This is a genomic window from Veillonella dispar (assembly GCF_900637515.1).
Taxonomy (GTDB): domain Bacteria; phylum Bacillota; class Negativicutes; order Veillonellales; family Veillonellaceae; genus Veillonella; species Veillonella dispar.
On sequence record NZ_LR134375.1, the window covers coordinates 1,412,501 to 1,434,485 of the forward strand.

General features: G+C 40.6%; 25 protein-coding genes and 1 rRNA gene (1 of these 26 only partly in view). All 26 read right to left on the reverse strand.

The genetic code is table 11. The annotated features are described in order from the left end of the window. Positions 1-1,168 (reverse strand): 16S ribosomal RNA (locus tag EL171_RS06555); it reaches 395 nt to the left of the window's first position. 618 nt (positions 1,169-1,786) lie between these two features. After that, positions 1,787-2,962 (reverse strand): MFS transporter, encoded by a 1,176-nt coding sequence (locus tag EL171_RS06560; protein ID WP_005387362.1) that lies wholly within the window; start codon positions 2,960-2,962, stop codon positions 1,787-1,789. Positions 2,963-3,183: 221 nt separating this feature from the next. Beyond that, positions 3,184-4,080: a protein translocase subunit SecF gene (gene secF / locus EL171_RS06565; RefSeq protein WP_005387361.1), complete on the reverse strand. Its 897-nt coding sequence runs from the start codon at positions 4,078-4,080 to the stop codon at positions 3,184-3,186. Next, complete coding sequence (gene secD / locus EL171_RS06570) at positions 4,077-5,351, reverse strand: protein translocase subunit SecD (protein ID WP_005387360.1); 1,275 nt, start codon at positions 5,349-5,351, stop codon at positions 4,077-4,079. The genes secF and secD overlap by 4 nt, the downstream gene beginning before the upstream one ends. A gap of 21 nt (positions 5,352-5,372) precedes the next feature. After that, the gene (locus EL171_RS06575) at positions 5,373-5,939 is read right to left on the reverse strand and encodes a 5-formyltetrahydrofolate cyclo-ligase (RefSeq protein WP_005387359.1); all 567 of its coding nucleotides are present in this window, start codon (positions 5,937-5,939) and stop codon (positions 5,373-5,375) included. Further along, the gene (yajC, locus tag EL171_RS06580) at positions 5,939-6,229 is read right to left on the reverse strand and encodes a preprotein translocase subunit YajC (protein WP_005387358.1); all 291 of its coding nucleotides are present in this window, start codon (positions 6,227-6,229) and stop codon (positions 5,939-5,941) included. The genes EL171_RS06575 and yajC overlap by 1 nt, the downstream gene beginning before the upstream one ends. 77 nt (positions 6,230-6,306) lie before the next feature. Next, positions 6,307-7,422, reverse strand: coding sequence for a tRNA guanosine(34) transglycosylase Tgt (gene tgt / locus EL171_RS06585; RefSeq protein ID WP_005387357.1), 1,116 nt, complete (start codon positions 7,420-7,422; stop codon positions 6,307-6,309). 8 nt (positions 7,423-7,430) lie between these two features. After that, a complete protein-coding gene (gene queA, locus EL171_RS06590; protein ID WP_005387356.1) occupies positions 7,431-8,456 on the reverse strand; it encodes a tRNA preQ1(34) S-adenosylmethionine ribosyltransferase-isomerase QueA in 1,026 nt (341 codons plus the stop codon). An 11-nt stretch (positions 8,457-8,467) separates the two neighbouring features. Then, positions 8,468-10,057, reverse strand: coding sequence for a SpoIID/LytB domain-containing protein (locus tag EL171_RS06595; RefSeq protein WP_005387354.1), 1,590 nt, complete (start codon positions 10,055-10,057; stop codon positions 8,468-8,470). 2 nt (positions 10,058-10,059) lie between these two features. Next, entirely contained in the window at positions 10,060-11,064 is a 1,005-nt protein-coding gene (ruvB, locus tag EL171_RS06600) for a Holliday junction branch migration DNA helicase RuvB (protein WP_005387352.1), read from the reverse strand. 2 nt (positions 11,065-11,066) lie between these two features. Further along, complete coding sequence (gene ruvA / locus EL171_RS06605; protein ID WP_005387351.1) at positions 11,067-11,675, reverse strand: Holliday junction branch migration protein RuvA; 609 nt, start codon at positions 11,673-11,675, stop codon at positions 11,067-11,069. Further along, positions 11,675-12,169 carry a crossover junction endodeoxyribonuclease RuvC gene (gene ruvC, locus EL171_RS06610; RefSeq protein WP_005387349.1) on the reverse strand — a complete coding sequence of 165 codons (495 nt, stop codon included), beginning with the start codon at positions 12,167-12,169 and terminating at the stop codon, positions 11,675-11,677. The genes ruvA and ruvC overlap by 1 nt, the downstream gene beginning before the upstream one ends. 202 nt (positions 12,170-12,371) lie before the next feature. After that, positions 12,372-13,109, reverse strand: a complete 738-nt coding sequence (locus EL171_RS06615; protein ID WP_005387348.1) for a YebC/PmpR family DNA-binding transcriptional regulator — start codon at positions 13,107-13,109, stop codon at positions 12,372-12,374. 9 nt (positions 13,110-13,118) lie between these two features. After that, positions 13,119-13,691 carry an RNA methyltransferase gene (locus tag EL171_RS06620; RefSeq protein WP_005377916.1) on the reverse strand — a complete coding sequence of 191 codons (573 nt, stop codon included), beginning with the start codon at positions 13,689-13,691 and terminating at the stop codon, positions 13,119-13,121. Between the two features lie 39 nt (positions 13,692-13,730). Continuing rightward, the gene (locus EL171_RS06625) at positions 13,731-15,032 is read right to left on the reverse strand and encodes a glutathionylspermidine synthase family protein (protein WP_081442686.1); all 1,302 of its coding nucleotides are present in this window, start codon (positions 15,030-15,032) and stop codon (positions 13,731-13,733) included. Between the two features lie 14 nt (positions 15,033-15,046). Beyond that, on the reverse strand, positions 15,047-15,607 hold the full coding sequence (locus tag EL171_RS06630; protein WP_005387344.1) for a hypothetical protein: 561 nt from the start codon (positions 15,605-15,607) through the stop codon (positions 15,047-15,049). A gap of 11 nt (positions 15,608-15,618) precedes the next feature. Further along, positions 15,619-16,050, reverse strand: a complete 432-nt coding sequence (locus tag EL171_RS06635) for a DUF350 domain-containing protein (protein ID WP_004695577.1) — start codon at positions 16,048-16,050, stop codon at positions 15,619-15,621. A 10-nt stretch (positions 16,051-16,060) separates the two neighbouring features. Further along, the gene (locus tag EL171_RS06640) at positions 16,061-17,131 is read right to left on the reverse strand and encodes a hypothetical protein (protein WP_005387343.1); all 1,071 of its coding nucleotides are present in this window, start codon (positions 17,129-17,131) and stop codon (positions 16,061-16,063) included. A gap of 76 nt (positions 17,132-17,207) precedes the next feature. Continuing rightward, positions 17,208-17,861 carry an NAD(P)H-binding protein gene (locus EL171_RS06645; RefSeq protein WP_005387342.1) on the reverse strand — a complete coding sequence of 218 codons (654 nt, stop codon included), beginning with the start codon at positions 17,859-17,861 and terminating at the stop codon, positions 17,208-17,210. Next, on the reverse strand, positions 17,858-18,688 hold the full coding sequence (gene trmD, locus EL171_RS06650; RefSeq protein ID WP_005387341.1) for a tRNA (guanosine(37)-N1)-methyltransferase TrmD: 831 nt from the start codon (positions 18,686-18,688) through the stop codon (positions 17,858-17,860). Before trmD ends, EL171_RS06645 begins: the two co-directional genes overlap by 4 nt. A gap of 119 nt (positions 18,689-18,807) precedes the next feature. Continuing rightward, positions 18,808-19,305 carry a ribosome maturation factor RimM gene (gene rimM / locus EL171_RS06655; protein WP_005387340.1) on the reverse strand — a complete coding sequence of 166 codons (498 nt, stop codon included), beginning with the start codon at positions 19,303-19,305 and terminating at the stop codon, positions 18,808-18,810. Beyond that, complete coding sequence (locus EL171_RS06660; protein WP_005387339.1) at positions 19,305-19,712, reverse strand: YlqD family protein; 408 nt, start codon at positions 19,710-19,712, stop codon at positions 19,305-19,307. The genes rimM and EL171_RS06660 overlap by 1 nt, the downstream gene beginning before the upstream one ends. A 14-nt stretch (positions 19,713-19,726) precedes the next feature. Continuing rightward, positions 19,727-19,954 carry a KH domain-containing protein gene (locus EL171_RS06665; RefSeq protein WP_005387337.1) on the reverse strand — a complete coding sequence of 76 codons (228 nt, stop codon included), beginning with the start codon at positions 19,952-19,954 and terminating at the stop codon, positions 19,727-19,729. A 21-nt stretch (positions 19,955-19,975) separates the two neighbouring features. Continuing rightward, positions 19,976-20,239, reverse strand: a complete 264-nt coding sequence (gene rpsP, locus EL171_RS06670; RefSeq protein ID WP_004695565.1) for a 30S ribosomal protein S16 — start codon at positions 20,237-20,239, stop codon at positions 19,976-19,978. A gap of 59 nt (positions 20,240-20,298) precedes the next feature. Next, on the reverse strand, positions 20,299-21,651 hold the full coding sequence (gene ffh / locus EL171_RS06675) for a signal recognition particle protein (RefSeq protein ID WP_005387335.1): 1,353 nt from the start codon (positions 21,649-21,651) through the stop codon (positions 20,299-20,301). Next, positions 21,641-21,976: a YlxM family DNA-binding protein gene (gene ylxM / locus EL171_RS06680; RefSeq protein ID WP_005387334.1), complete on the reverse strand. Its 336-nt coding sequence runs from the start codon at positions 21,974-21,976 to the stop codon at positions 21,641-21,643. Before ylxM ends, ffh begins: the two co-directional genes overlap by 11 nt. Between the last annotated feature and the right edge of the window lie 9 nt (positions 21,977-21,985).

Here is a 21,985-nt window from a genome sequence, read left to right on the forward strand (position 1 = left end):
AGTTCCCACCCAAAGTGCTGGCAACATAAGATAGGGGTTGCGCTCGTTGCGGGACTTAACCCAACATCTCACGACACGAGCTGACGACAACCGTGCACCACCTGTTTTCTGGCTTCCGAAGAAGAGGAACCATCTCTGGTTCTGTCCATCAATGTCAAGACCTGGTAAGGTTCTTCGCGTTGCGTCGAATTAAACCACATACTCCACCGCTTGTGCGGGCCCCCGTCAATTCCTTTGAGTTTCAACCTTGCGGTCGTACTCCCCAGGCGGGGTACTTATTGCGTTAACTCCGGCACAGAAGGGGTCGATACCTCCTACACCTAGTACCCATCGTTTACGGCCAGGACTACCGGGGTATCTAATCCCGTTCGCTCCCCTGGCTTTCGCGCCTCAGCGTCAGTTTTCGTCCAGAAAGTCGCCTTCGCCACTGGTGTTCTTCCTAATATCTACGCATTTCACCGCTACACTAGGAATTCCACTTTCCTCTCCGATACTCTAGATTGGCAGTTTCCATCCCATCACGGGGTTAAGCCCCGAACTTTTAAGACAGACTGACCAATCCGCCTGCGCGCGCTTTACGCCCAATAATTCCGGACAACGCTTGCCACCTACGTATTACCGCGGCTGCTGGCACGTAGTTAGCCGTGGCTTTCTATTCCGGTACCGTCAATCCTTCTAACTATTCGCAAGAAGGCCTTTCGTCCCGATTAACAGAGCTTTACAACCCGAAGGCCGTCATCACTCACGCGGCGTTGCTCCGTCAGACTTTCGTCCATTGCGGAAGATTCCCCACTGCTGCCTCCCGTAGGAGTCTGGGCCGTGTCTCAGTCCCAATGTGGCCGTTCATCCTCTCAGACCGGCTACTGATCATCGCCTTGGTGGGCCGTTACCCCTCCAACTAGCTAATCAGACGCAATCCCCTCCTTCAGTGATAGCTTATAAATAGAGGCCACCTTTCATCTATCCTCGATGCCGAGGTTAGATCGTATGCGGTATTAGCAGTCGTTTCCAACTGTTGTCCCCCTCTGAAGGGCAGGTTGATTACGCGTTACTCACCCGTTCGCCACTAAGATTGATAGAAGCAAGCTTCCATCGCTCTTCGTTCGACTTGCATGTGTTAAGCACGCCGCCAGCGTTCGTCCTGAGCCAGGATCAAACTCTCCAAGATATCTTGAAGCTATTTGAATAGCTCATTATTTGTTGTCGTTACATTTAAGTAACTTTGAATTATGGTTGGTTTTGACTATGTCAAAACCCGCACTCTGGCATATGTTCAATCGTATTGATTGATTACCTATCATTGTTCAGTTTTCAAAGATCTGTACCAGTTTCCACGACCTCTTTCGAAGTGTTTCATCAACTGGCGACTTGATTATTCTATCAAGTTCAGCTCATTCCGTCAAGCACTTTTTCAAAACTTTTTTAGAAGTTTTTTGCTTGTCGTTTGTGCTGTGTCCTAACGACTTGTATAAGTATAGCATAAATAAAAATATCGTCAACACATAAAGTGGCCATTTTTACAACTTCATTTTATTTTCACTACACATTTCAAAAATTACTTCTAATTTCGACAAATTTAAGGATTTAAATTTTATAACACTATTTTCTCTTTTATCTTTATTCATATTATTTTTAAGTACTATCTTATAAACCTATAAGCTTATAACTGTTTGATAAAAGAAAAATCCTTAGAACATACCATAAAATACATTCTAAGGATTGATTATTATATTGTGTCTAATAGTCTAATACGGTTAGTAGCTTTTACTATATCACTATATTTGTTTTACAGTTCTAGAGGCGTATACCTCTTTATCCATATATGATATAAAGCCAACGCTACAATCATTGTCACCGCTGTAAACATATAAAGATACTGATATCCTACAGCACTAGCTAACAGAGCAAGAATGACAGATCCCGCCCCCACACTTATATCTAATGCTAAAAAATATGTTGCTGTCGATACCCCAGCCCGTTCTATTGGTGCTGATTGAATGGCTAACGCTTGAAATGCTGGTTGTGCTGCACCATAACCTAAACCTAACAAAGGGGCCGTTAATATTATGGTTAATGGCGTAGTAGCTATTCCTAACGCTAATAGTCCTAGTATAAAGAGTACTAGGCCTGGGTAGATAATATATTTAGAGCCATACCGAGCATATGCTTTTCCTACTAGAGGTCGACTGATTATGATTATTACAGCAAAGATAGCAAAAAATGCACTGCCCCAAATACCAGACCCCATACTATTTAACTCAATGGGAATAAATACTAACACACCAGAATAGGTAAAGCCAATAAACAGTCCCATTAAAGCCCAAGGCAAACTTCTTTTTTCAATAAATTGAGATATATGCCACCCTTTGTGAGTAGATGGTTTAGGCATTGCTAATTCTTTTGATAAGGGAATACTATTACTCAATACTAGGACTAACCCTGTCATAATAGTTAAGAAAAGATAGAGAGCTATACTACCATATGAAGCAAGTGCATATAAGCCTATTGCAGGCCCCAACACCATTGCCACATTCGAAAAGATAGCAAACATATTGATGCCCTCCCCCTTTCGATTAGGAGGTAACACCAATACCGCCAACGCCGCCATTACAGTTGTGCCTAAAGCAAATACAACACCATGTAGCCCCCGCAATACAAAGATGGCTTCTAAAGAGGTTGTAAAATTAAAGAGCCCCATAATGATGAAAAATAAAGCAGTTGATAGTAGTAATACAACTCGTTTGTTAAAGCCATCAATCAAGCGACCTGCAAAGAGCCTACATACAATTGTTCCTATTTGAAAATAGGTCATCGCTAATCCCGCATCTAAATCACTTCCACTTAATTCAGAGGTTATAACTATCGGCAAGGCTGCTACGAGAACATATTGTGTCATATATAAAATGCCACTGCTTATACCATAGTTTATAAAAGCAGGGCTCCATAATCGATTTGAATCCATTTATCTATCCCCTTTTCAACATTGTGTTACTTTGCTATTTTACGCCCCCTATACAAAGAATTCAATAAGTATAGACCTTACTATATACATATCCTATACATATATGTATGAGTTATCCATGGTAATAATTTATTAGTAGATGATACATAAAAAGAACCTCTCTGAATATAATACAGAGAGGTTCTTATACTTTTACCAACAATAGGTAAAAGCATTATATATTATTGTTGATTGCGGATATCGTTTTTGTTGCGACTCTTCCACATAACCCATAAGGATGTAGCTACGCAGATAGAGGAGTACGCACCACTAGCGAAACCAATAATCATACAAAGAGCAAAGTTCTTCGTAGTGTCCCCACCGAATAAATAAAGGGATACACAGGCAAACATAACGGTAGCCAATGTATAGAAACTACGGTGAATACTTTGTGTAATAGACGCATTCGCAAGATCTGCAAATGTGTCAGAACGTTTATGTGTATGTGTATTTTCACGAACACGGTCAAAGATAACTACAGATTCATTCATGGAGTAACCTACAACCGTAAGAATAGCCGCCAAGAAAGACGCATCAATTTCTAATTGGAAATAAGAGAATACACCAAGAACCATAATCAAATCATGGAAAATTGCAACGAGAGCAGAAATAGCAACTTTATATTCAAAACGATAAGAAATATATAATGCTAATGCCGCAAACGCTATAACAAGATTTAACAACGCATGTTCTGTAACTTCAGAACCAATTACAGCACCTACAGTTTCAATACGTTTAACTGTATTGTTACCGATAGATTTAGTCAAAGATTCAATCACAGCGGCACTTTCACTAGGTTCAAGATTACGTGTACGAATCATTACGTCTTCGCCCGCTGTATCACCAGTAGTATCTCCAGAAAGCTGAATTTGTGCGTTTTCAAGATTATATTCTTTTAGGACGTCACGAACTTGACTAACCTCTACAGGTTGATCAAATACAACTTCAACAATCGTACCACCAGTATAATCAATACCAAAGTTAAAACCTTTAGTAAAGATGGAAATCAAACTGATAATAACAAGTGTGGAGGAAATTGCAAACCACCAACGATGATGCTTAATTACGTCTAATGTCATTTGCGTTTACCTCCTTTCAAAGATTTTGGTGCAAATGCGTCAGCACTTGTGCTTGGAGAGATATTCGCACCAAACCAGAATGGATGGTTCGTAAAGTTACAGTCAATAAGTAAGCGTAATAAGAAATGGCTCACAGTAATCGCTGTGAACATACTTACAACAACACCTACGCCTAAGCTGATAGCGAAACCTTTTACAGGGCCAGAGCCTAAGATTGTCAAGATAGCAGCAGTAATGATAACGGATACGTTCGCATCTGTAATTGTTGCTAAAGCACGACTGAAACCAGCTTCCATGGCTACACGCATGGACTTACCGGAGAACACCTCTTCTTTGAAACGTTCAAAGATAAGAATGTTCGCATCTACAGCAACACCCATGGATAAGATAATACCAGCGATACCTGGCAATGTCATAGTTGCATTAAAGCCTTTACCTAATACGAGCAATAAGAGCATAACATATACAAGTAATGCAATATTAGCTACGATACCAGAAAAACGATATAAAATAACCAAGAAAATCATGATCATGGCAATACCAGCACTGAAGGCTACAACAGATTTATCCTTGGAGTCTTGACCCAAAGAAGGACCGACTGTACGCACTTCTAATACATTAATTTTAACAGGCAATGCACCAGAACGTAATAAAATAGCCAAGTCTTTAGCTTCTTCTAAGCTTTGACTACCAGAGATTGTTGCTTTACCACCTGTAATTGCTTGTTGTACTACAGGATTAGTCAATTCTTTACCATCCAATGTAATGGCAATACGACGACCAATATTTTTAGATGTTAAATCAGCAAACTTCTTAGCCCCTTCATCGCTTAATTCAATAGCAACGAGTGGTTGTTTATTTTGACCTAACTCTTCTTTAGCATCTTTTAAATCATCACCAGTCATAACAGTTTGACCTTGGTCGTTTTTAAATTCCAAGACCGCTGTTTTACCGATACGTTTAATCGCTTCGTCAGGATCTTTTACACCTGGCAATTCGATGATAATACGACGAGCACCTTCACGTTGTACTAATGGTTCAGACAAACCCATTTCATTAATACGACGCTCTAAGATTTGCTTCGCTCGTTCCACTGCATCATTGTCAGCTGTACCAGTCGCAGAGTCCTCTGCTTCCAATACGATGTGCGTACCACCTTGCAAGTCTAGACCTTGTTTCAAAGAGCCTGCTAATGGTTGAATAAAATACGCAAATAATCCAATGATGGCAGCAATAACTACTAAAAACTTGATAATAGCTTTACCGTTCAAAATAGTTGCTCCCTTCTACTACTATACGCAATGTATAACGCCTTGCTCCGTTACAATTTTGCTCATCCGTTGGTCCAGTTCATCCATTGGAATTAGTGTATCCCACAATTGTACTGACCAGCATATGCCCATAAATGTACATGGTGAAAGTTCCTTGAGAAATCGATCATAATACCCATTCCCCATCCCCATGCGACCGCCTTGACGGTCAAAGCCAGCACCAGGCACTAAAATCAAATCCAAGTCATGTGGATTAATAACCTCGTATAGCTCAGAGGGAATGCGTATATTTAACACACCCCGAGTGATAGATTCTAGAGACTTAAGACGAACGGCAATCATGGTCGTCTTATCTGTACATACTGGAACATATACGGATTTACCATGTTCTAGAGCATGACGAATAACATCGTCTAAATTGGCCTCCTTAGGCATCGCTAAATAGGCCATAATGCTATTAGCTGATTTATATTCAGGAGTATTGACGATTTGCTCCGTCAACATAGGTGTCCATCTATGACAATCAGCAACGGATAAAGCAGCGCGCTGGGCCTTGCACGCCCGGCGCACTGCTTCCTTTGTATTCATTATTTTTCTTCCTTGTTTTTCTTGGAAAGAACGTTAGCAATTGCAGAGCGTGCAAATGTTAACTCTACTTTTTCAGATACTTGAACCTTTACTTTTTCATCATCAAGTTCAACGATTTCGCCATAAATACCGCCGATAGTAACGATTTTTTGGCCTTTCTTCAAGCTGCCTAACAAATTAGCGCGCTCTTTTTGTTGTTTCTTTTGTGGACGCCACAATAAGAAATAAAAGATTACGACCATCAACAAAATAGGCCAGCTAGTTTGCAACACTTGTAAAATATCTTCCATTTTATCCTCCTAGTATAATAAATATGTTTTTCTTTTCTAGTATAGCCACCTAATATAGATTTGACTAGACTTAATTACTATTTTTTAAAGCTATCCCAAAATTGCATTCTAAATTGTGGGAACCGATCTTCTAAGATGGCTTGTCTCATTTGACGCATAAACTCAAGCAAGAAGTAAAGATTATGGTATGTTACGAGACGCAATGCCAAAATTTCTTCCGCCTTATACAAGTGACGAATATAAGCACGAGAATAATTTTTACATGTATAACATTGGCAGCCTTCTTCTAACGGACCCCAATCATGAGCAAACTGCGCATTTCGAATATTAAGGCGACCGTTCCAAGTCATGGCCATCCCATTTCGAGCAACTCGTGTAGGATATACGCAGTCGAACATATCAATACCACGTGCTACGCCTTCTACAAGGCAATCCGCCGTACCAACGCCCATTAAATAACGAGCCTTGTTAGTTGGCAATAGTGGCGTAGTAAATTCTAAGATTTCATTCATCAAATCATGAGGTTCCCCAACGGATAAGCCACCAATACTATAGCCTTCAAAGTCCATAGCTACCAGCTCTTCCGCACTTTGTTTGCGCAAGTCTTTGTACATACCACCTTGGACAATACCAAACATTCCTTGACAGTCATGGGCTTTACGAGCCTCTTGGCAACGATGAGCCCAACGTGTGGTACGCGCTGTTGAGCGTTTCGCATAATCATGGTCCGCAGGATACGGAATACATTCATCAAAGGCCATCGCAATATCAGAACCTAATTGTTCTTGTACCTTTGTTGCCACCTCTGGAGATAAAAACTGTTTAGACCCATCAATATGAGATCTAAAGGTTACACCCTCCTCAGTAATCTTACGCATATCGCCTAAGCTAAATACTTGGAAGCCACCGCTATCAGTTAAAATAGCTTGATCCCAGTTCATAAATTTATGTAAGCCACCTGCTTCTTCTACGAGTTCAGGACCAGGACGAAGGAATAAATGGTACGTGTTGCTCAAGATGACTTGAGATCCCATCGCCTTTAATTCCTCAGGCGTCATAGTTTTAACTGTAGCTTGTGTACCTACAGGCATAAACATAGGCGTTTGGAAAGTACCATGTGGCGTATGCAATAAACCAGCACGAGCCCCCGTGTGAGGACATGTCTTTTGTAATTCATAAGTAATACTCGGCATAGTCCCTCCTAACGTATAAACATAGCATCGCCAAAGCTAAAGAAACGATAACGTTCGCGTACAGCTTCTTCGTAGGCCGCTAAACAATGTTCACGACCAGCCAATGCACTAATCAACATTAATAATGTAGATTGAGGCAAGTGGAAATTCGTTACCAACGCATCAATCATCTTAAATTTATAGCCAGGATAGATGAAGATTTGTGTCCATCCACTAATGCCTTGTAGGACACCATCATCATTGGTAGCCGACTCAAGGGTACGCACAGAAGTAGTACCTACCGCAATAATACGGCGTCCGTTTCGCTTAGCTGCATTAATACGATCAGCTGTATCTTGAGATACCACGAAGAACTCACTATGCATTTCATGGTCCTCAATTGTCTCTGCTGATACAGGTCTAAATGTTCCAAGACCAACATGCAAAGTAACAAATTCTAGCTCTACACCTTTCGCTTTTATCTTTTCTAATAGTTCAGGTGTAAAGTGAAGCCCTGCTGTTGGAGCTGCAGCTGAACCTTTCTCCTTAGCATAAACGGTTTGATAACGATCTTTATCTTCTAGCTTCTCATGAATATATGGAGGTAATGGCATTTCACCGATTTCTTGTATCACATCATCAAATACACCATCGCAAGTGAATTCAATGATACGACCTCCAAACTCAGTTTTATCTATAACGGTCCCACTTAATCGGTCATCAAATTCGATAACTTGACCAATAGGACATTTTTTACCAGGTTTAACAAGGCATTCCCAGCGATTTTCACCACATGGTGTGAGGAGCAATACCTCAACCTTGCCACCAGAGCCTTGACGTTGGCCATATAATCTCGCAGGAATAACCTTTGTATTATTAAATACAAGTACATCCCCTTCGTGAAGTTCATCTAGCAAATCGTAAAAATGCTCTTTATGCGCAACCTCACCTGTAACCTTGTCTAAGGTCAACAGTCTCGCTGTATCACGAGGCTCTACAGGATGTTGAGCAATTAGTTCCTCTGGTAATTCATAATCAAAATCTGTAACTTTCATCGCAATCCTTATTAGTACATTTTCTTTAATGTAATGCCACTATAGTAGTGACGCAAAATAGTTTGGTAATAATTTGTATCCCCTGGTGTCGCACGCTTAGCCATTTCTGCAGCGCCCCATTGAGACATACCAAGACCATGTCCCCAACCGTGGCCTTTAATATAGACAGTATCATTGCTACCAGTAAAATTATGATACGCCTTACCCGTACCTTTAGCTGGGTTATAATTTACATAAAAATCAAATAGTGTTGATTTCAAGCCTAAAATACTGCGTAAAGAATCTCCATCAATGGTCGTTTTGCCAGAGGTACCTATGAAAGTAGCACTCTTAATTCGGCCAGATACACCGCGGTCAGATGTTTGTTGACCTGGCTTGCCAAGAGGTGTCAATTGAATGCTCTTTAATTTACCAACCCCTTTACTAGCTGCGTTAAGCTTACTTTCAAGGGCCTGACGAGAAGTAGTCACTGTCCAGTTCGATGTAGATGTGCCAGTACTAAAATCCTTTACACCTTTCAAATACGGTACATCGCTACCCCAAACATTGACGCTATCTTCAGTATAACCGCCACCATCAGAATGGAATAAAGCATTAATAGGGCGTTGATTATATAACATAACCATACCCTTTGTTTTATTAACTGCATTTGTAGTAGCTTGCGTTTCACCACTAACCCCATTATAGACTTGGTGATCTGTGGACGTACTTACATCATACAGTTTACCTTTATTCTCTTCCATAGTATGAAGAGCATAAGTTCGAGCAGCTACAGCTTGTGCTTCTAGTGCAGCTGCTGGCCAAGATGGAACGACTTCTTGCGGAACTACGCCGTAAAGATAATCTTCAAGAGGTACAGAATTAATGACCATCATCTTTCCATTATTAGCACGTAATGTAAGTCCTCCACGATAGCCTTTGCCTTCAAACAAGAATGGTGCATCACTATTAGCTGGTTTTAATGTAACTACCGTATCAATAGCTTTGCCATTAACAGCAATTTTACCACTTCGAATACCAACAGAGGTTCCACGGTTTGCACTGATTGTGCTAACTTGACCATTAGCACCATTTAACACAACCATATTAGCAGTAGATGTAACTGTAGCATCGGAACTGCGACTACCCAATAACACGCGTACATTTGGTACATTTTCTACACGCTCCGTAGCAGGTGTAACAACAGACCCTACTTTATTACGCGTAATAGCAGCCGTATTAGCTTTAATACTATTGGCTTCAGAAGTTTTTACAGCCTTAGATGCAGCTGGCTTTACCGTTGTAGCCTTAGCACTAGTAACTGTAGATTTTGCAACAGGCTTTTGAGCCGTTGTTGCAGCCTTAGTTGCATTTGACTTCGGAGTCACTTTTGGCACAGGCTTTGGAGCCGGTTTAGTTACAAGTGGTCGAAAAGTTGACCGCTTCGTCGTATTTACTTTCGATACATTTGTTGTAGATACTGTTGCTTTCGTCGTTGGCTTTTTAGTCACTACTGCACTTTTATGTTGCAATGTAGCCCCTTGTGCAACAGATGCACCGCCAACATTTACACCTAAAAACAAAGTTGCCATTATCATCAATTGTAATCGTTTCGTTTTCATTGTTATTTCCCTGTCTGTGAAATACCTAAATGCTCATAGGCAAGTTTAGTAGCCACCCTCCCACGCGGTGTACGTCCTAAAAATCCTAATTGCATCAAATATGGTTCATACACATCTTCGATGGTATCTCTCTCTTCGCTGATAGCGGCTGCAATAGTATCTATTCCTACTGGACCACCATCATACTTTTCAATAATACACTCCAACACACGTCGATCGATTCGATCGAGCCCTTCTTTGTCAATATATAAACGTTGTAACGCATCATCTGCAATACTTTGAGTGATAACCCCATCACCTATGACTTGTGCAAAATCACGTACCCGTTTAAGTAGACGATTTGCGATACGCGGCGTTCCCCTTGAACGACGCGCAATTTCACTGGCCCCAGTCGGCTCAATACCGATATGGAGTATTTCTGCCGCCCGAGTCACAATAAACTCTAATTCCGGTTGTTTATAATATTCCAACCGGTTAATAATCCCAAAGCGGTCCCTCAATGGTGCCGCCAAAGCCCCTGCCCGTGTTGTGGCACCTACCAAAGTAAACTTTGGCAAATCAATGCGCACCGTTCGAGCACTTGGGCCTTTACCGATGATAATATCAATTGCATAGTCCTCCATAGCAGAGTACAATACTTCCTCTACACTGCGAGACAAGCGATGAATTTCATCGATAAATAATACATCGTGATCATCTAAATTCGTTAAGATGGCGGCCAAGTCGCCTGACTTTTCAATGGCAGGACCAGATGTTATGCGAAAGTTAACACCCAATTCATTCGCAATAATACCTGCCAATGTAGTCTTACCAAGACCTGGTGGCCCATAGAGCAATACGTGGTCCAATGCTTCACCACGTTGCTTTGCAGCCTGAATATAGACATTTAGATTGCCTTTAGCCTCTTCTTGACCAACATATTCGTTAAAGAATTTTGGTCGCAAGCTATATTGCCACATATCTTCTTCGTGCTCGCCATTTCCGACAAGGCGTACTTCTTCGTTCATCCTTATCGTCCTTTCCCAAGCTCAATCAAGCTGACCTTAATCAACTCAGATACATCACGCTTACCATCATCTAAAGACTCTACAATGTCAGCCACATCTCGCTCTGAATAGCCTAGCGACACAAGAGCCTCAATAGCCTCTCCGGCAGCACCACTAGCAGCAACGCCAATCGGCTGTATAGCTGCTGGTGATTCTGCAGATATATGCGTCATCTTCGCTAACTTATCCTTTAATTCAAGAACAAGTCGCTCTGCAGACTTCTTACCAATGCCCGGCAATTTCGTTAATTGCTGCACCTGGCCATTGATAACAGCTAATTTGAAAGCCTCTGGTGTCATGCCAGACAAAATGCCAAGCCCCACCTTAGGCCCTATACCAGAAACAGAAATGAGTAAAATAAACAACTCATACTCCTCTTCCGTCCAAAAGCCATAGAGTTGCATCGCATCTTCACGTACGTTGAGATACGTGAATAGCGTTGCCTCATGACCTTCAATCAATTGTTGTCGCGTAGTGGTCGGCACATATACACGATACCCTACGCCATGTACATCTACGTAACAAGACTCTTTAAAGAGATGTGTTACGATGCCCCGTACATACCCTATCATTATACCAACCTCTTCAATCTATCATTGTGAGAACTATGAGCCGTACAAATAGCGACAGCCAATGCATCTGCCGTATCATCAGGCTTAATTTTCTCACGAATCCCCAAAATATTCATTGTCATATAAATGACCTGATTCTTATCAGCCTTGCCGTAACCTGTAACGGCTTGCTTGATTTGTAGCGGTGTATATTCATAAATAGGAATACGCTGTTGTTCAGCCGCTAATAAGATAACACCACGTGCTTGACCAACCTTGATGGCCGTCGTTACATTGCGGTTGAAGAATAATTCTTCTACCCCAAACTTATCAGGCTTGAATTCCTCTAGAATATCACTTAGGTCATTAAATAAAATTTCCAACCGCTGTGAATCTGTTAATTCCTTAGGAGTTGTAATAGCCCCATAGGCTACAGGTGTTAATTTGCTCCCCTTCACGTCAATAATGCCATAACCGCATATAGCCGTGCCTGGGTCAATACCTATAATTCGCACCTTAACCCCCTTAGTTTAAAAATGAGATAAGCTGTCGCCTACCTCCATTACATAATCTATTTTATTATAGCACAATACCACATCGAAGTTCATGAATTTCCATAGAAAATTTATAAGAAACTCATTAATTTTCATATTCCCAATGGTTCTTTAAAAAATACATAAAAAAGGAGCACCTTTAACGTGCTCCTTATAATAATTATTATTCTTCTTCGTCGTCTGGCAAGATACCATTGTGATATACGTTTTGTACATCATCAAGATCATCCAATACGTCGAGCATTTTTTGCATTTTTACAGCATCATCACCAGTCAACTCAATAGTTGTATCTGGAATCATGGTAATTTTAGCTACTTCTGTTTCAATGCCCGCATCAGCAAGAGCTGCTTCTACCGCATCATAATCTTCAGGAGTAGTATAAATTTCAAATACATCGTCTTCGGACTTAAGGTCTTCTGCGCCCGCTTCAAGAGCCAACATAGTCAATTCATCTTCGTCATGACCTTCTTTATCGATAACGAATACGCCTTTAGATTTAAACATCCAACCTACACAACCGCTTTCACCAAGGTTACCACCTTGTTTAGAGAATGCATGGCGCACATCTGCTGCTGCACGGTTACGATTATCCGTCATAACCTCTACAGTAACAGCCACACCAGCTGGACCATAACCTTCATATACGATTTCTTCGTATGCATTCATATCCGTAGCACCAACACCTTTATCGATGGCACGTTGAATATTATCCTTAGGAATATTGTTTTCACGAGCTTTTTGCAAAGCCAATTTCAAACGCATATTACCTGTTGGATCGGCACCACCCATGCGTGCTGCTACGGTAATTTCGCGACCGATTTTCGTAGCTAATTTAGCCTTCAACGCATCAGTTTTGCCTTTTTTATGTTTAATATTTGCCCATTTTGAATGTCCTGACATAGACGCCTCCTATTTATTCCACCATGCCTCGCCCCGCAATCGATCTAAGATGATTGAAACGGCACTACGCACAGATAAATGATTGTATTCACCATGGCCATATATAGGTTCTAAAATATAGTCAAAGCTTTCCATCGTTTCTTTTGTCATACCATAACCGGTACCAAATAATACTAACACAGGGCGACCCTCATTTTCAAGGTGTTCACGCATCCGTGCATAGGAAATTGTATTATCATAAGTTCTAGCATCGGTAGTTGCTACGATAGGTTTTACCCCTTCCAGTTCCTCGATAGTACGCACCGCAACAGCGATAGAATTAACAAGTTCAACGCCTGTGAAAGCATCTTTTCTATCTGGATTATAGGTACTACCAAAACCAGATTTCCAATGTTCCATAATGGTAGCTGCTAATTCTCGTTGAGCCGGTATATTATGAATCACAAAATATTTAGATACATCATAGGTGATAGATGCGCGTGCAATATCGTGAATATCATAATTGGTAATGGCCGTCGTTATCACATCTTTATGCTTATTCATAATCGGATAATGAACAAGTCCAATATATAAATTAGCCAAAGCCTTAAATCTCCACAACAATAAAAATACAAAATAAAATTAATCGATTAAAAGCGGTACAAAATAAGCTTCAGTACCGGCAATCTCTTCTGGAGAAAAACGACAACCGACTGCAGAAGCTTGATCGCCAAGCATAAAGCAAGATAATGTCAAACAGCCTTCTTTCGTACCACTATCTACGGTATGAGTAAAGTGTTTCTGCTTAATAAAGTCCTGATACATAACCTTTTTACTATCCCGACAAACTATATCATCATAGTTATCTACAAATTTCTCCATGTATAGTTCAGCTTGATTTCCACGTTTTTGAACAACCTGAATATTTCGCCCTTCACGGCCCCAAATTTCCTTTTGAATATAAAGTCCATCATCAAGGTTCGGGAAATCACTTTCAAAATAGGACGGCGTCAAATAGCGCTCGATAATATCTCGCTCAGGGGCAGTAAAAAATTGGTTTGTTAAGTATAGAGCATACACTAAGGACATAAACGATTTATTCTGTAAAATAATCGCCTCTGGTGGATTAAATAGATTAAAGCGGTATTCATTATACAAATCTAAAAACATTTCACCTAGTGGTTCACCATCTGCTGTAGTTTCATCAATCAATAGTTCCATGGGATGTAAACGATACAGATTGGCTGCATGACCACCGTCAGATAATAGAATACCCTCATCATCAATGACCATATCATAAAAGGATAGGAATCGAACATCTGCTTCTGGGCATGCTGATTTCATAGCCTGTAAGAGAAACTGTGTAGTTCCATAGTCCTCTAAATAATCATGAAAGCACCCGAAAACAAAGGGTTCTGTTTCATTATCCGTCATCATATTATGTTGTTTATTAGTCACACTATATTTTTTACGAGATGTTCCTTCATATACGCGTTTCAAAAAACGTTCAAGTTCATTATAAGCATCTATATTAGGATCTACTTTATCGAAATATCGTGCCGCTACACCATTAGCATAATAACTTTCAATTAGAAAGCAGGGTGTATCCGCATTAATCTCGACCATGCGCAATTGTCCTCTATCATCAAGGACAAAGTCAAATCGAGATAACCATGTAGGTAAGCCCAATGGATTCCCACGATGTAAATAGGGAATCAAATTTTCGGGCATATCCATATTGAGAGCAAACTCATCAGGTGCCTGTTGAAATACCTTAGCGGCTTTACAAAATATTTGAAATAACATGCGCGACGCATGTCGAATTTCATCATAAAAACCAGCCGGAAAAGATTGTGTAGAAAGCGCAGGATACCGATCATCATAGCCTTCATAATCTACAAAGGGCAATATATTCGTATCAAGTTCATCTATATACGATTTCATAATATCGGCCTCCATTAGGAACTACTAGAACGTACACCTGCACTACCAAAACCAGACTTTTGACCTATAGAAGAGGCTTTTTGACTTCTACGCTTCTCATAGTCTTTATACGTACGTCGTCCTAAAGAACTATGCGTATTTGAACCTGTTGTTGTATATACATTAGGCTCCTCATAGGGTTTTAAAGGGGCTGCCACACGATAGGTCATAGTTCGTCCATCCATACGCGCTGTAGGTGGATTAAATCCATGAAAAATATAGTAGCCTGCTGCAATACTAGGTAACAGCCCCGCTAAACCAGCGTCCCATACTAAATTTCCACTAGTATCGCGGTGAAAGGTAACAGACCGGTTATCATCATATAAAGCTGTTTCTTTACCATCTCCGTGGTTTAATAGAGAATAACGATTACCTTGATTATCCTTTAATCGAACTTCCCCGTCATTTGCTTCAGGATAGATTTTATCACATACAACATAAGCAATGTCATTCCAGTATGAATACACACCAACGAGGCCCGCTACAGCGGCAAAAGCACTCGTTATGTATAGAGTTTTCTTACTTGGCTTATACATAGGACACTCCCTTAGTGCACAGCACCACTAACAACGAGAGCAAGACCTACAAAGATACCAAATACGAGGATACCCGCTGCAGTATTACCACGCATAATCTCTTCAGATAAATTATATTTTCGATGCCATAAATTAATAAACATATAGCCTGTTACAAACAATATAATGCCTAAAATAGCATATACGATACTGGCCACCACACCATGCAATAAAGATGTATCAGCAGTAGTCACTACAGGAGACATGATGACAGCGCGCAAAATTTCACCAATACCGATAAATGAACCCGCTGAGAGCCATGCTACAGCACAGTTACCACGTTTAATTTCTTCGCTGAATTTGCCGGGTACAAAGAAATCAATAACAGTATTAGCTGTTAACATTAGAAAAATCCCAAAACAAGCATAAAAAATCGTCAATAATACATCTGGTATATAAATCATAATAAGCCTCCTAATAATATAATTTTGTATTGGATGTGTTATTAGAGTTGCTGGTAGGATACAACCGTTCGCGTCCCGTATTATCCCCTAGTCGAACCATAGTCGCATAGTTATCGAGTATATGAGAGCTGATTAATGTACGATCAATAATTTTCCAATCCTCTTGTGTCAATTTTGATTGTTCACATACCTTAACCTTAGTTTGTCCATCCGTATTGGTAATGATATACACCAAGTCCCCAGAATAAAATACAATAACTTCATGTCCCTCTTCTAAGTTGTCCCGCTCATTTTTAATATCACCATTCACAGAATCAATCAAATCTAATGCGGTGCTAACAGGGTCCAACGAAGACGTGTATACATAATCGCCATCCGAATCTGTTTTTGTATAATATGCAGATGTGTCATGCATATGTTCTTTTGCCGTATAAGGCACTCCAAACATAGCGCGTATACTATGCCAAGACAAATCATTGTCCGACCAAAACAGAAATAGTAAAAATAATACACCGATCCCTATAGAAGTAGCAACTCCTTCAAAGCGTTTTTTCAGCCGTTGATTCCGTTTCTTTTTACTAATAGCATTAGCTTCTGCATCATTACAGAGACGAATATTCCTCAAAGGAACACGTGCCCCTTCGGCGAACATCTTCTCCCCTTTAAACCAATTCTCTTCAAAGAATACGCTAGCACCACCTTCACAGGGCAATTGATATTCCTTATACCCAGCTCGATCACCTACGGACGCACCACTATCACCATCTACAGCTACAACCTTTTCTAAACCGATTTGATGTAATGTAAATCCTTTCGGAACACGCTTACGATAGGATGTTCTAGATACAGTGCACCACACATTGTCATTGTACTCAATGGTAACCCATATTTTATCAGTTCCCTCAATAGCCTCTAGGCCATATTCATGCCAATAATCACCAGGAGACTTTTGCATAGATGGCTTAGCCTTATAGACTTGTTCCTGATCAGCTTTTGGAATAATCTCATTATATTTAATTTTTTCAGTTATTACATAACGGCTGCCCTGAACCTCAAGGACATCGTAACAATTAAACTCCATAAACAACCTCGTTAGAGTAGCAATAACCTATATATGCGTCTAAACTACTCTCTCTCCTAAACGGGATTTAATGAAATTAAGCTTTAAAATAGCCTGCACGTTCATGAATCGTTTCATTTTCAATAATAGAAATACCATATTGTTGCCCCATGGTAGCTGTTACAAGAACCTTAGCTACATCAGCAGTTTTTACAGGCTCTTGACTCATTAATACACGTGCTTTATTGATGACCCCAAATACAGCACAGCTAATACGTTCTACCAATTTAGGTTCTTCTCGAATCAAGGTAGCTGGACGAGCAATAACAATTGCTTCAAATGGAAGTTCTAAGATGACATCTTCCAATTGTCCTTTCATAGACAGATAAAAGAATTTCGATTTTGGGTTCGCCCCTAAAGAGGACACTAATCCATATTTTTTTACTCCATTTTGAGCTGCAATGCGAGCCATTTCGTACTGGTAGGTATAATCGACTGTCCATTGTGCTTCTTTAGAGCCTGCTTGTTTACGATTTGTGCCCATAGCAGAGAATAAAATATCTCCTGTTACTAAGTGTGCCCATTCACGAGGTTCATCAAAATTAACAATATGAACGGTTACCTTTGGAGATGTATACGTAACTTGACGACGTACAAATACATGAATTTCTTGAATTTCATGATTATCAATCAATGATTCTACAATATGGCGACCTACTGCACCAGTAGCACCTAATACTAAAGCTTTCATACTTCACCTGTATTTCTTTCAGACTCTTCAGCAATAATCTCTTTTAAAAGTTTAACTTCTTCTTTTGTTAAAGGTCGTTCCAATAAATCGGGCCGCAATAATCGTGTCCGCTTTAAGGCTTCCTTTTGTCGCCAGGTAGCAATATTTTTGTGATGACCGCTACGCAATACATCAGGAACAGCCCATCCTCTGAATTCTGGCGGCTTTGTATATTGTGGACATTCTAATAAAGGCTCATAAAAGGAATCCTCTTGAGCACCACTAGCTGCGCCTAATACACCGGGTATCATACGAGCCACCGCATCAGCTACCACCATAGCAGGCAATTCACCACCAGTTAATACATAGTCACCAATGGAAATCGTTTCATCTACTAAATGTTCCTCTACGCGGTAGTCAACACCTTCATAATGGCCACAAATGAGGACTATTTGATCGTACATAGCTAGTTCACGAGCCTTCTCCTGTGTGAAAGGCTGGCCTGTAGGTCCCATGAAAATAATTCGACGTCGTATACTTTCACTAGGATTACCAATGAGACTCATTTCATCACACATCTCATCTGTAGAATAGGCGCTATTAGTTTCGCTATCATATTGAGCAATAACAGATTCTACCGCTTCAAAGATGGGAGGTGCCATCATAAGCATACCCGCACCGCCACCATACGGCGTATCATCTACTTGACCATGTTTATTATGACTAAAGTCCCGAGGATTAATTACGCCCATAGATAAGCGTTCCGCTTCGATAGCCCGTTTTATGATGGAATGACTAAAAAAAGCATCAAAAAACTCAGGAAATAAAGATACGATATCGATACGCATAGACCGTCCTCTGTACTTATTAACTCACATAAACTCATTAGCATTATCTATATATAGCTATATTATATAACTTTTATCATAATATACCTATATGTAGATAAAAAAAACCGCCTAAAGGATTATATCCATTCAGGCGGATCTACGATCATCAATTTATTCTCCACATCGATGTCTTTAACGACCTCTTCAATGGCTGCAAATAATTGATCTGGTTCCCCATCTTTAGAAACCACATAGACATCATTAGCACCAGGTTGCAACACATCAGTAACCGTACCAAGCACGTTACCTTTAGTGTCTTGAACCTCAAGACCGATGATATCAAAAATGTAGTAGCGACCTTCTGGCAATTCTACCAAATCTTCACGACGGACTTGAATTGCTTTCTTACTGAATAATTCAGCCGTGTTACGATCAGGAATTTCCTTAAAGGATGCTAGTACAAATTGCTTATGAAATCGTGCGGATGCAACGTGGTATTCTTTACCATCGATGTAACAGGCATCCATATGCATAAACCGTTCTGGAAAATCGGTTTGAGGCATAATACGAAGATCACCCCGCACGCCGTGCGGGGCGATGATAACACCTATTGTGATGAAATCGTTATGTTTCATTATTGACGAAACGCAACGATTTTACCGTCTTCTAATAGGATTTCAGCGCCCATCATGGCATCCAAATCATCCCCGATTTTAACGGTAACTGTTTGCTCTAAAGTACCTTGAGGAATTTCAGTTCCCAAAGCTAAACCTTGAGCGTCTTTCAATTTAGCTGTTACTTCTTCTTTGAAAGCCAAGCGTTTATTTTTTTCTTCGTCGATTTGTTGACGAATAGCAGTAAGACTTGTTGCATCAACTTTAGCTGCATCAGCTAAAATACGTTGGGCTTGAAACTCAATTGCTTCCAAATCTTTATTCACCATATCAAGGCGAGTTTCAAGATCGGATACAATTTTCGCTTTCAAGTCTTCTGTTACTTTTGCTTTTACTGCTACAGGGACACGTAATGTCATTTCTTCCATTGGAATACTCCCTTTTAGACAATATCAACAGATATCTTTTTGTTCTCTTTAATAGCCGCCGCTTTCACCACAGCGCGAATCGCCTTCGCAATTCGTCCTTGCTTTCCGATGACTTTGCCCATATCCTCTGGGGCTACGTGAAGTTCGTAAATCTCCATGTTTCCCTTTTGGACCATGGTAACAGATACGGCATCAGGCTGCTTCACTAATGATTTCGCAATTAATGAAATTAATTCTATCATCACAGTATGCCTCTCTATTAATTACTTTTTAGCGTCAGCAAATTTTTGCATAACGCCTTGTTTTTTGAACAAGGAGCGAACAGTGTCAGTAGGCTGAGCACCTTTAGCTAACCAAGCCAAAGCTTTTTCTTCGTCTACATTAACGATAGCTGGTTGTTTAGTAGCATCATATTGACCAATAGTGTCAACAGGACGACCTTCACGTGGAGCACGTGCGTCAGCAACAACGATACGGTAGAAAGGAGCTTTTTTAGCACCTAAACGAGTCAAACGAATTTTTAACATGTGAAATTCACCTCCTTATACTGATGTGGGTGGACAGGTTCAGCGCCCCTGCCCATGTATTACATAAACGGTAATTTAGGCATTCCTGGGAAGCCGCCCTTACCGCCACGTAAACCTTGCATGCGCTTCATCATCTTCCGCGCTTCCTCAAATTGTTTCAACAAGCGATTTACATCTTGTACCTGAGTACCAGAGCCTAATGCAATACGCTTGCGGCGAGAACCATTAAGAATATTTGGATTTTCTCGCTCTGCTGCCGTCATAGATGTAATGATGGCCTCAATGCGGCGCACCTCTTTACTGTTCAAATCAAGGTCTTTCAATTGATCCTTAATTTGTCCCATGCCTGGCAACATACCAATAATATTTTGTAATGGCCCTAACTTTCTCACCTGATTCATCTGTTTCAAGAAATCATCCAAGGTGAAATTGTTTTTCGCCATTTTCTTAGCCATTTCACGAGCTTCTTCTTCATCGATAGCGCCTTGAACATTTTCAATCAATGTTTTAAAGTCACCCAAGTCAAGAATACGAGAAGCCATGCGGTCTGGATAGAATACATCGAAACCATCCATTTTTTCGCTCACACCAGTGAACTTAATTGGCAAGCCTGTTACAGCTTTGATGGATAATGCAGCACCACCGCGCGCATCACCATCGAGTTTAGTAAGGATAACACCATCAACGCCTAATTTTTCATTAAACGTTTGTGCTGTTGTTACCGCATCTTGACCGATCATGGAGTCTACAACGAGTAGAATTTCATGAGGTCGAACAGCGGCTTTAATATTGGATAACTCGTCCATGAGGACTTCGTCTATCGCCAAACGACCAGCTGTATCGATGATAACAACATCTTTCAACATATGCGTACTTTGCTCTACGGCACGACGCGCAATGTCTACTGGATTAGCACCAGGTGTTTCATCAGCAAATACGGGGATATCGATTTGCTTACCTACAACTTGCAATTGAGTAATAGCAGCTGGACGATATACGTCGGCAGCTACGAGCATTGGATGCTTACCTTGTTTGCGAAGGTATACTGCCAATTTACCAGCTGTTGTAGTCTTACCAGCACCTTGTAAACCAACGAGCATAATAATCGTTGGAGGCTTGCTAGAAATCATGATACGGCTTTGAGTACCGCCTAAGAGAGCTGTTAATTCGTCATTTACGATCTTAATAACCGTTTGGGCTGGATTCAAAGAACCGAATACCTCTTCCCCAAGGGCCTTTTCCTTGATGGACTTAACAAAATCCTTCGCAACCATAAAGTTAACGTCCGCTTCTAAAAGTGCCGTACGTACTTGACGCAACGCAAGATTGACATCTTCTTCTGTAATTTTGCCCTTCCCTTTTAAGGATTGAAAGGCTTCTTGCAGTTTTTCTGACAAGCTATCAAATGCCATAATATCCCTCCATTTGCGCCAATACTTGTTGTACCTTACTTTCAGCTAACACCTCTTTAGGCAAGGTTTCTTTCAACTGTGAAAGCAGTCCTTCACGCTGTTCATATTGTGCTACCAAGTGTAATTTAGATTCGTAATCGTTTAAAATGTGCCGAGCACGCTGTAAATTATCATGTACAGCCTGCCGTGATACACCTAATTCCTCAGCAATCTCGCCAAGGGACATATCGTCTTCGTGGTGAAGTTGTAAGGACATGCGTTGCTTGTCCGTCAATAATGGCCCATAGAAATCTAAGAGCAAACTTATAAGTACTCGTTCTTCCATTTCGCCACC

Bases quoted from the DNA above. Each gene is read 5' to 3' on its own strand.
- EL171_RS06560 (WP_005387362.1), bottom strand. From the start codon at position 2,962: ATGGATTCAAATCGATTATGGAGCCCTGCTTTTATAAACTATGGTATA.
- secF (WP_005387361.1), bottom strand. From the start codon at position 4,080: ATGACATTAGACGTAATTAAGCATCATCGTTGGTGGTTTGCAATTTCC.
- EL171_RS06575 (WP_005387359.1), bottom strand. From the start codon at position 5,939: ATGAATACAAAGGAAGCAGTGCGCCGGGCGTGCAAGGCCCAGCGCGCT.
- yajC (WP_005387358.1), bottom strand. From the start codon at position 6,229: ATGGAAGATATTTTACAAGTGTTGCAAACTAGCTGGCCTATTTTGTTG.
- tgt (WP_005387357.1), bottom strand. From the start codon at position 7,422: ATGCCGAGTATTACTTATGAATTACAAAAGACATGTCCTCACACGGGG.
- queA (WP_005387356.1), bottom strand. From the start codon at position 8,456: ATGAAAGTTACAGATTTTGATTATGAATTACCAGAGGAACTAATTGCT.
- EL171_RS06595 (WP_005387354.1), bottom strand. From the start codon at position 10,057: ATGAAAACGAAACGATTACAATTGATGATAATGGCAACTTTGTTTTTA.
- ruvB (WP_005387352.1), bottom strand. From the start codon at position 11,064: ATGAACGAAGAAGTACGCCTTGTCGGAAATGGCGAGCACGAAGAAGAT.
- ruvA (WP_005387351.1), bottom strand. From the start codon at position 11,675: ATGATAGGGTATGTACGGGGCATCGTAACACATCTCTTTAAAGAGTCT.
- EL171_RS06615 (WP_005387348.1), bottom strand. From the start codon at position 13,109: ATGTCAGGACATTCAAAATGGGCAAATATTAAACATAAAAAAGGCAAA.
- EL171_RS06625 (WP_081442686.1), bottom strand. From the start codon at position 15,032: ATGAAATCGTATATAGATGAACTTGATACGAATATATTGCCCTTTGTA.
- EL171_RS06630 (WP_005387344.1), bottom strand. From the start codon at position 15,607: ATGTATAAGCCAAGTAAGAAAACTCTATACATAACGAGTGCTTTTGCC.
- EL171_RS06635 (WP_004695577.1), bottom strand. From the start codon at position 16,050: ATGATTTATATACCAGATGTATTATTGACGATTTTTTATGCTTGTTTT.
- EL171_RS06640 (WP_005387343.1), bottom strand. From the start codon at position 17,131: ATGGAGTTTAATTGTTACGATGTCCTTGAGGTTCAGGGCAGCCGTTAT.
- EL171_RS06645 (WP_005387342.1), bottom strand. From the start codon at position 17,861: ATGAAAGCTTTAGTATTAGGTGCTACTGGTGCAGTAGGTCGCCATATT.
- trmD (WP_005387341.1), bottom strand. From the start codon at position 18,688: ATGCGTATCGATATCGTATCTTTATTTCCTGAGTTTTTTGATGCTTTT.
- rimM (WP_005387340.1), bottom strand. From the start codon at position 19,305: ATGAAACATAACGATTTCATCACAATAGGTGTTATCATCGCCCCGCAC.
- EL171_RS06660 (WP_005387339.1), bottom strand. From the start codon at position 19,712: ATGGAAGAAATGACATTACGTGTCCCTGTAGCAGTAAAAGCAAAAGTA.
- EL171_RS06665 (WP_005387337.1), bottom strand. From the start codon at position 19,954: ATGATAGAATTAATTTCATTAATTGCGAAATCATTAGTGAAGCAGCCT.
- rpsP (WP_004695565.1), bottom strand. From the start codon at position 20,239: ATGTTAAAAATTCGTTTGACTCGTTTAGGTGCTAAAAAAGCTCCTTTC.
- ffh (WP_005387335.1), bottom strand. From the start codon at position 21,651: ATGGCATTTGATAGCTTGTCAGAAAAACTGCAAGAAGCCTTTCAATCC.
- ylxM (WP_005387334.1), bottom strand. From the start codon at position 21,976: ATGGAAGAACGAGTACTTATAAGTTTGCTCTTAGATTTCTATGGGCCA.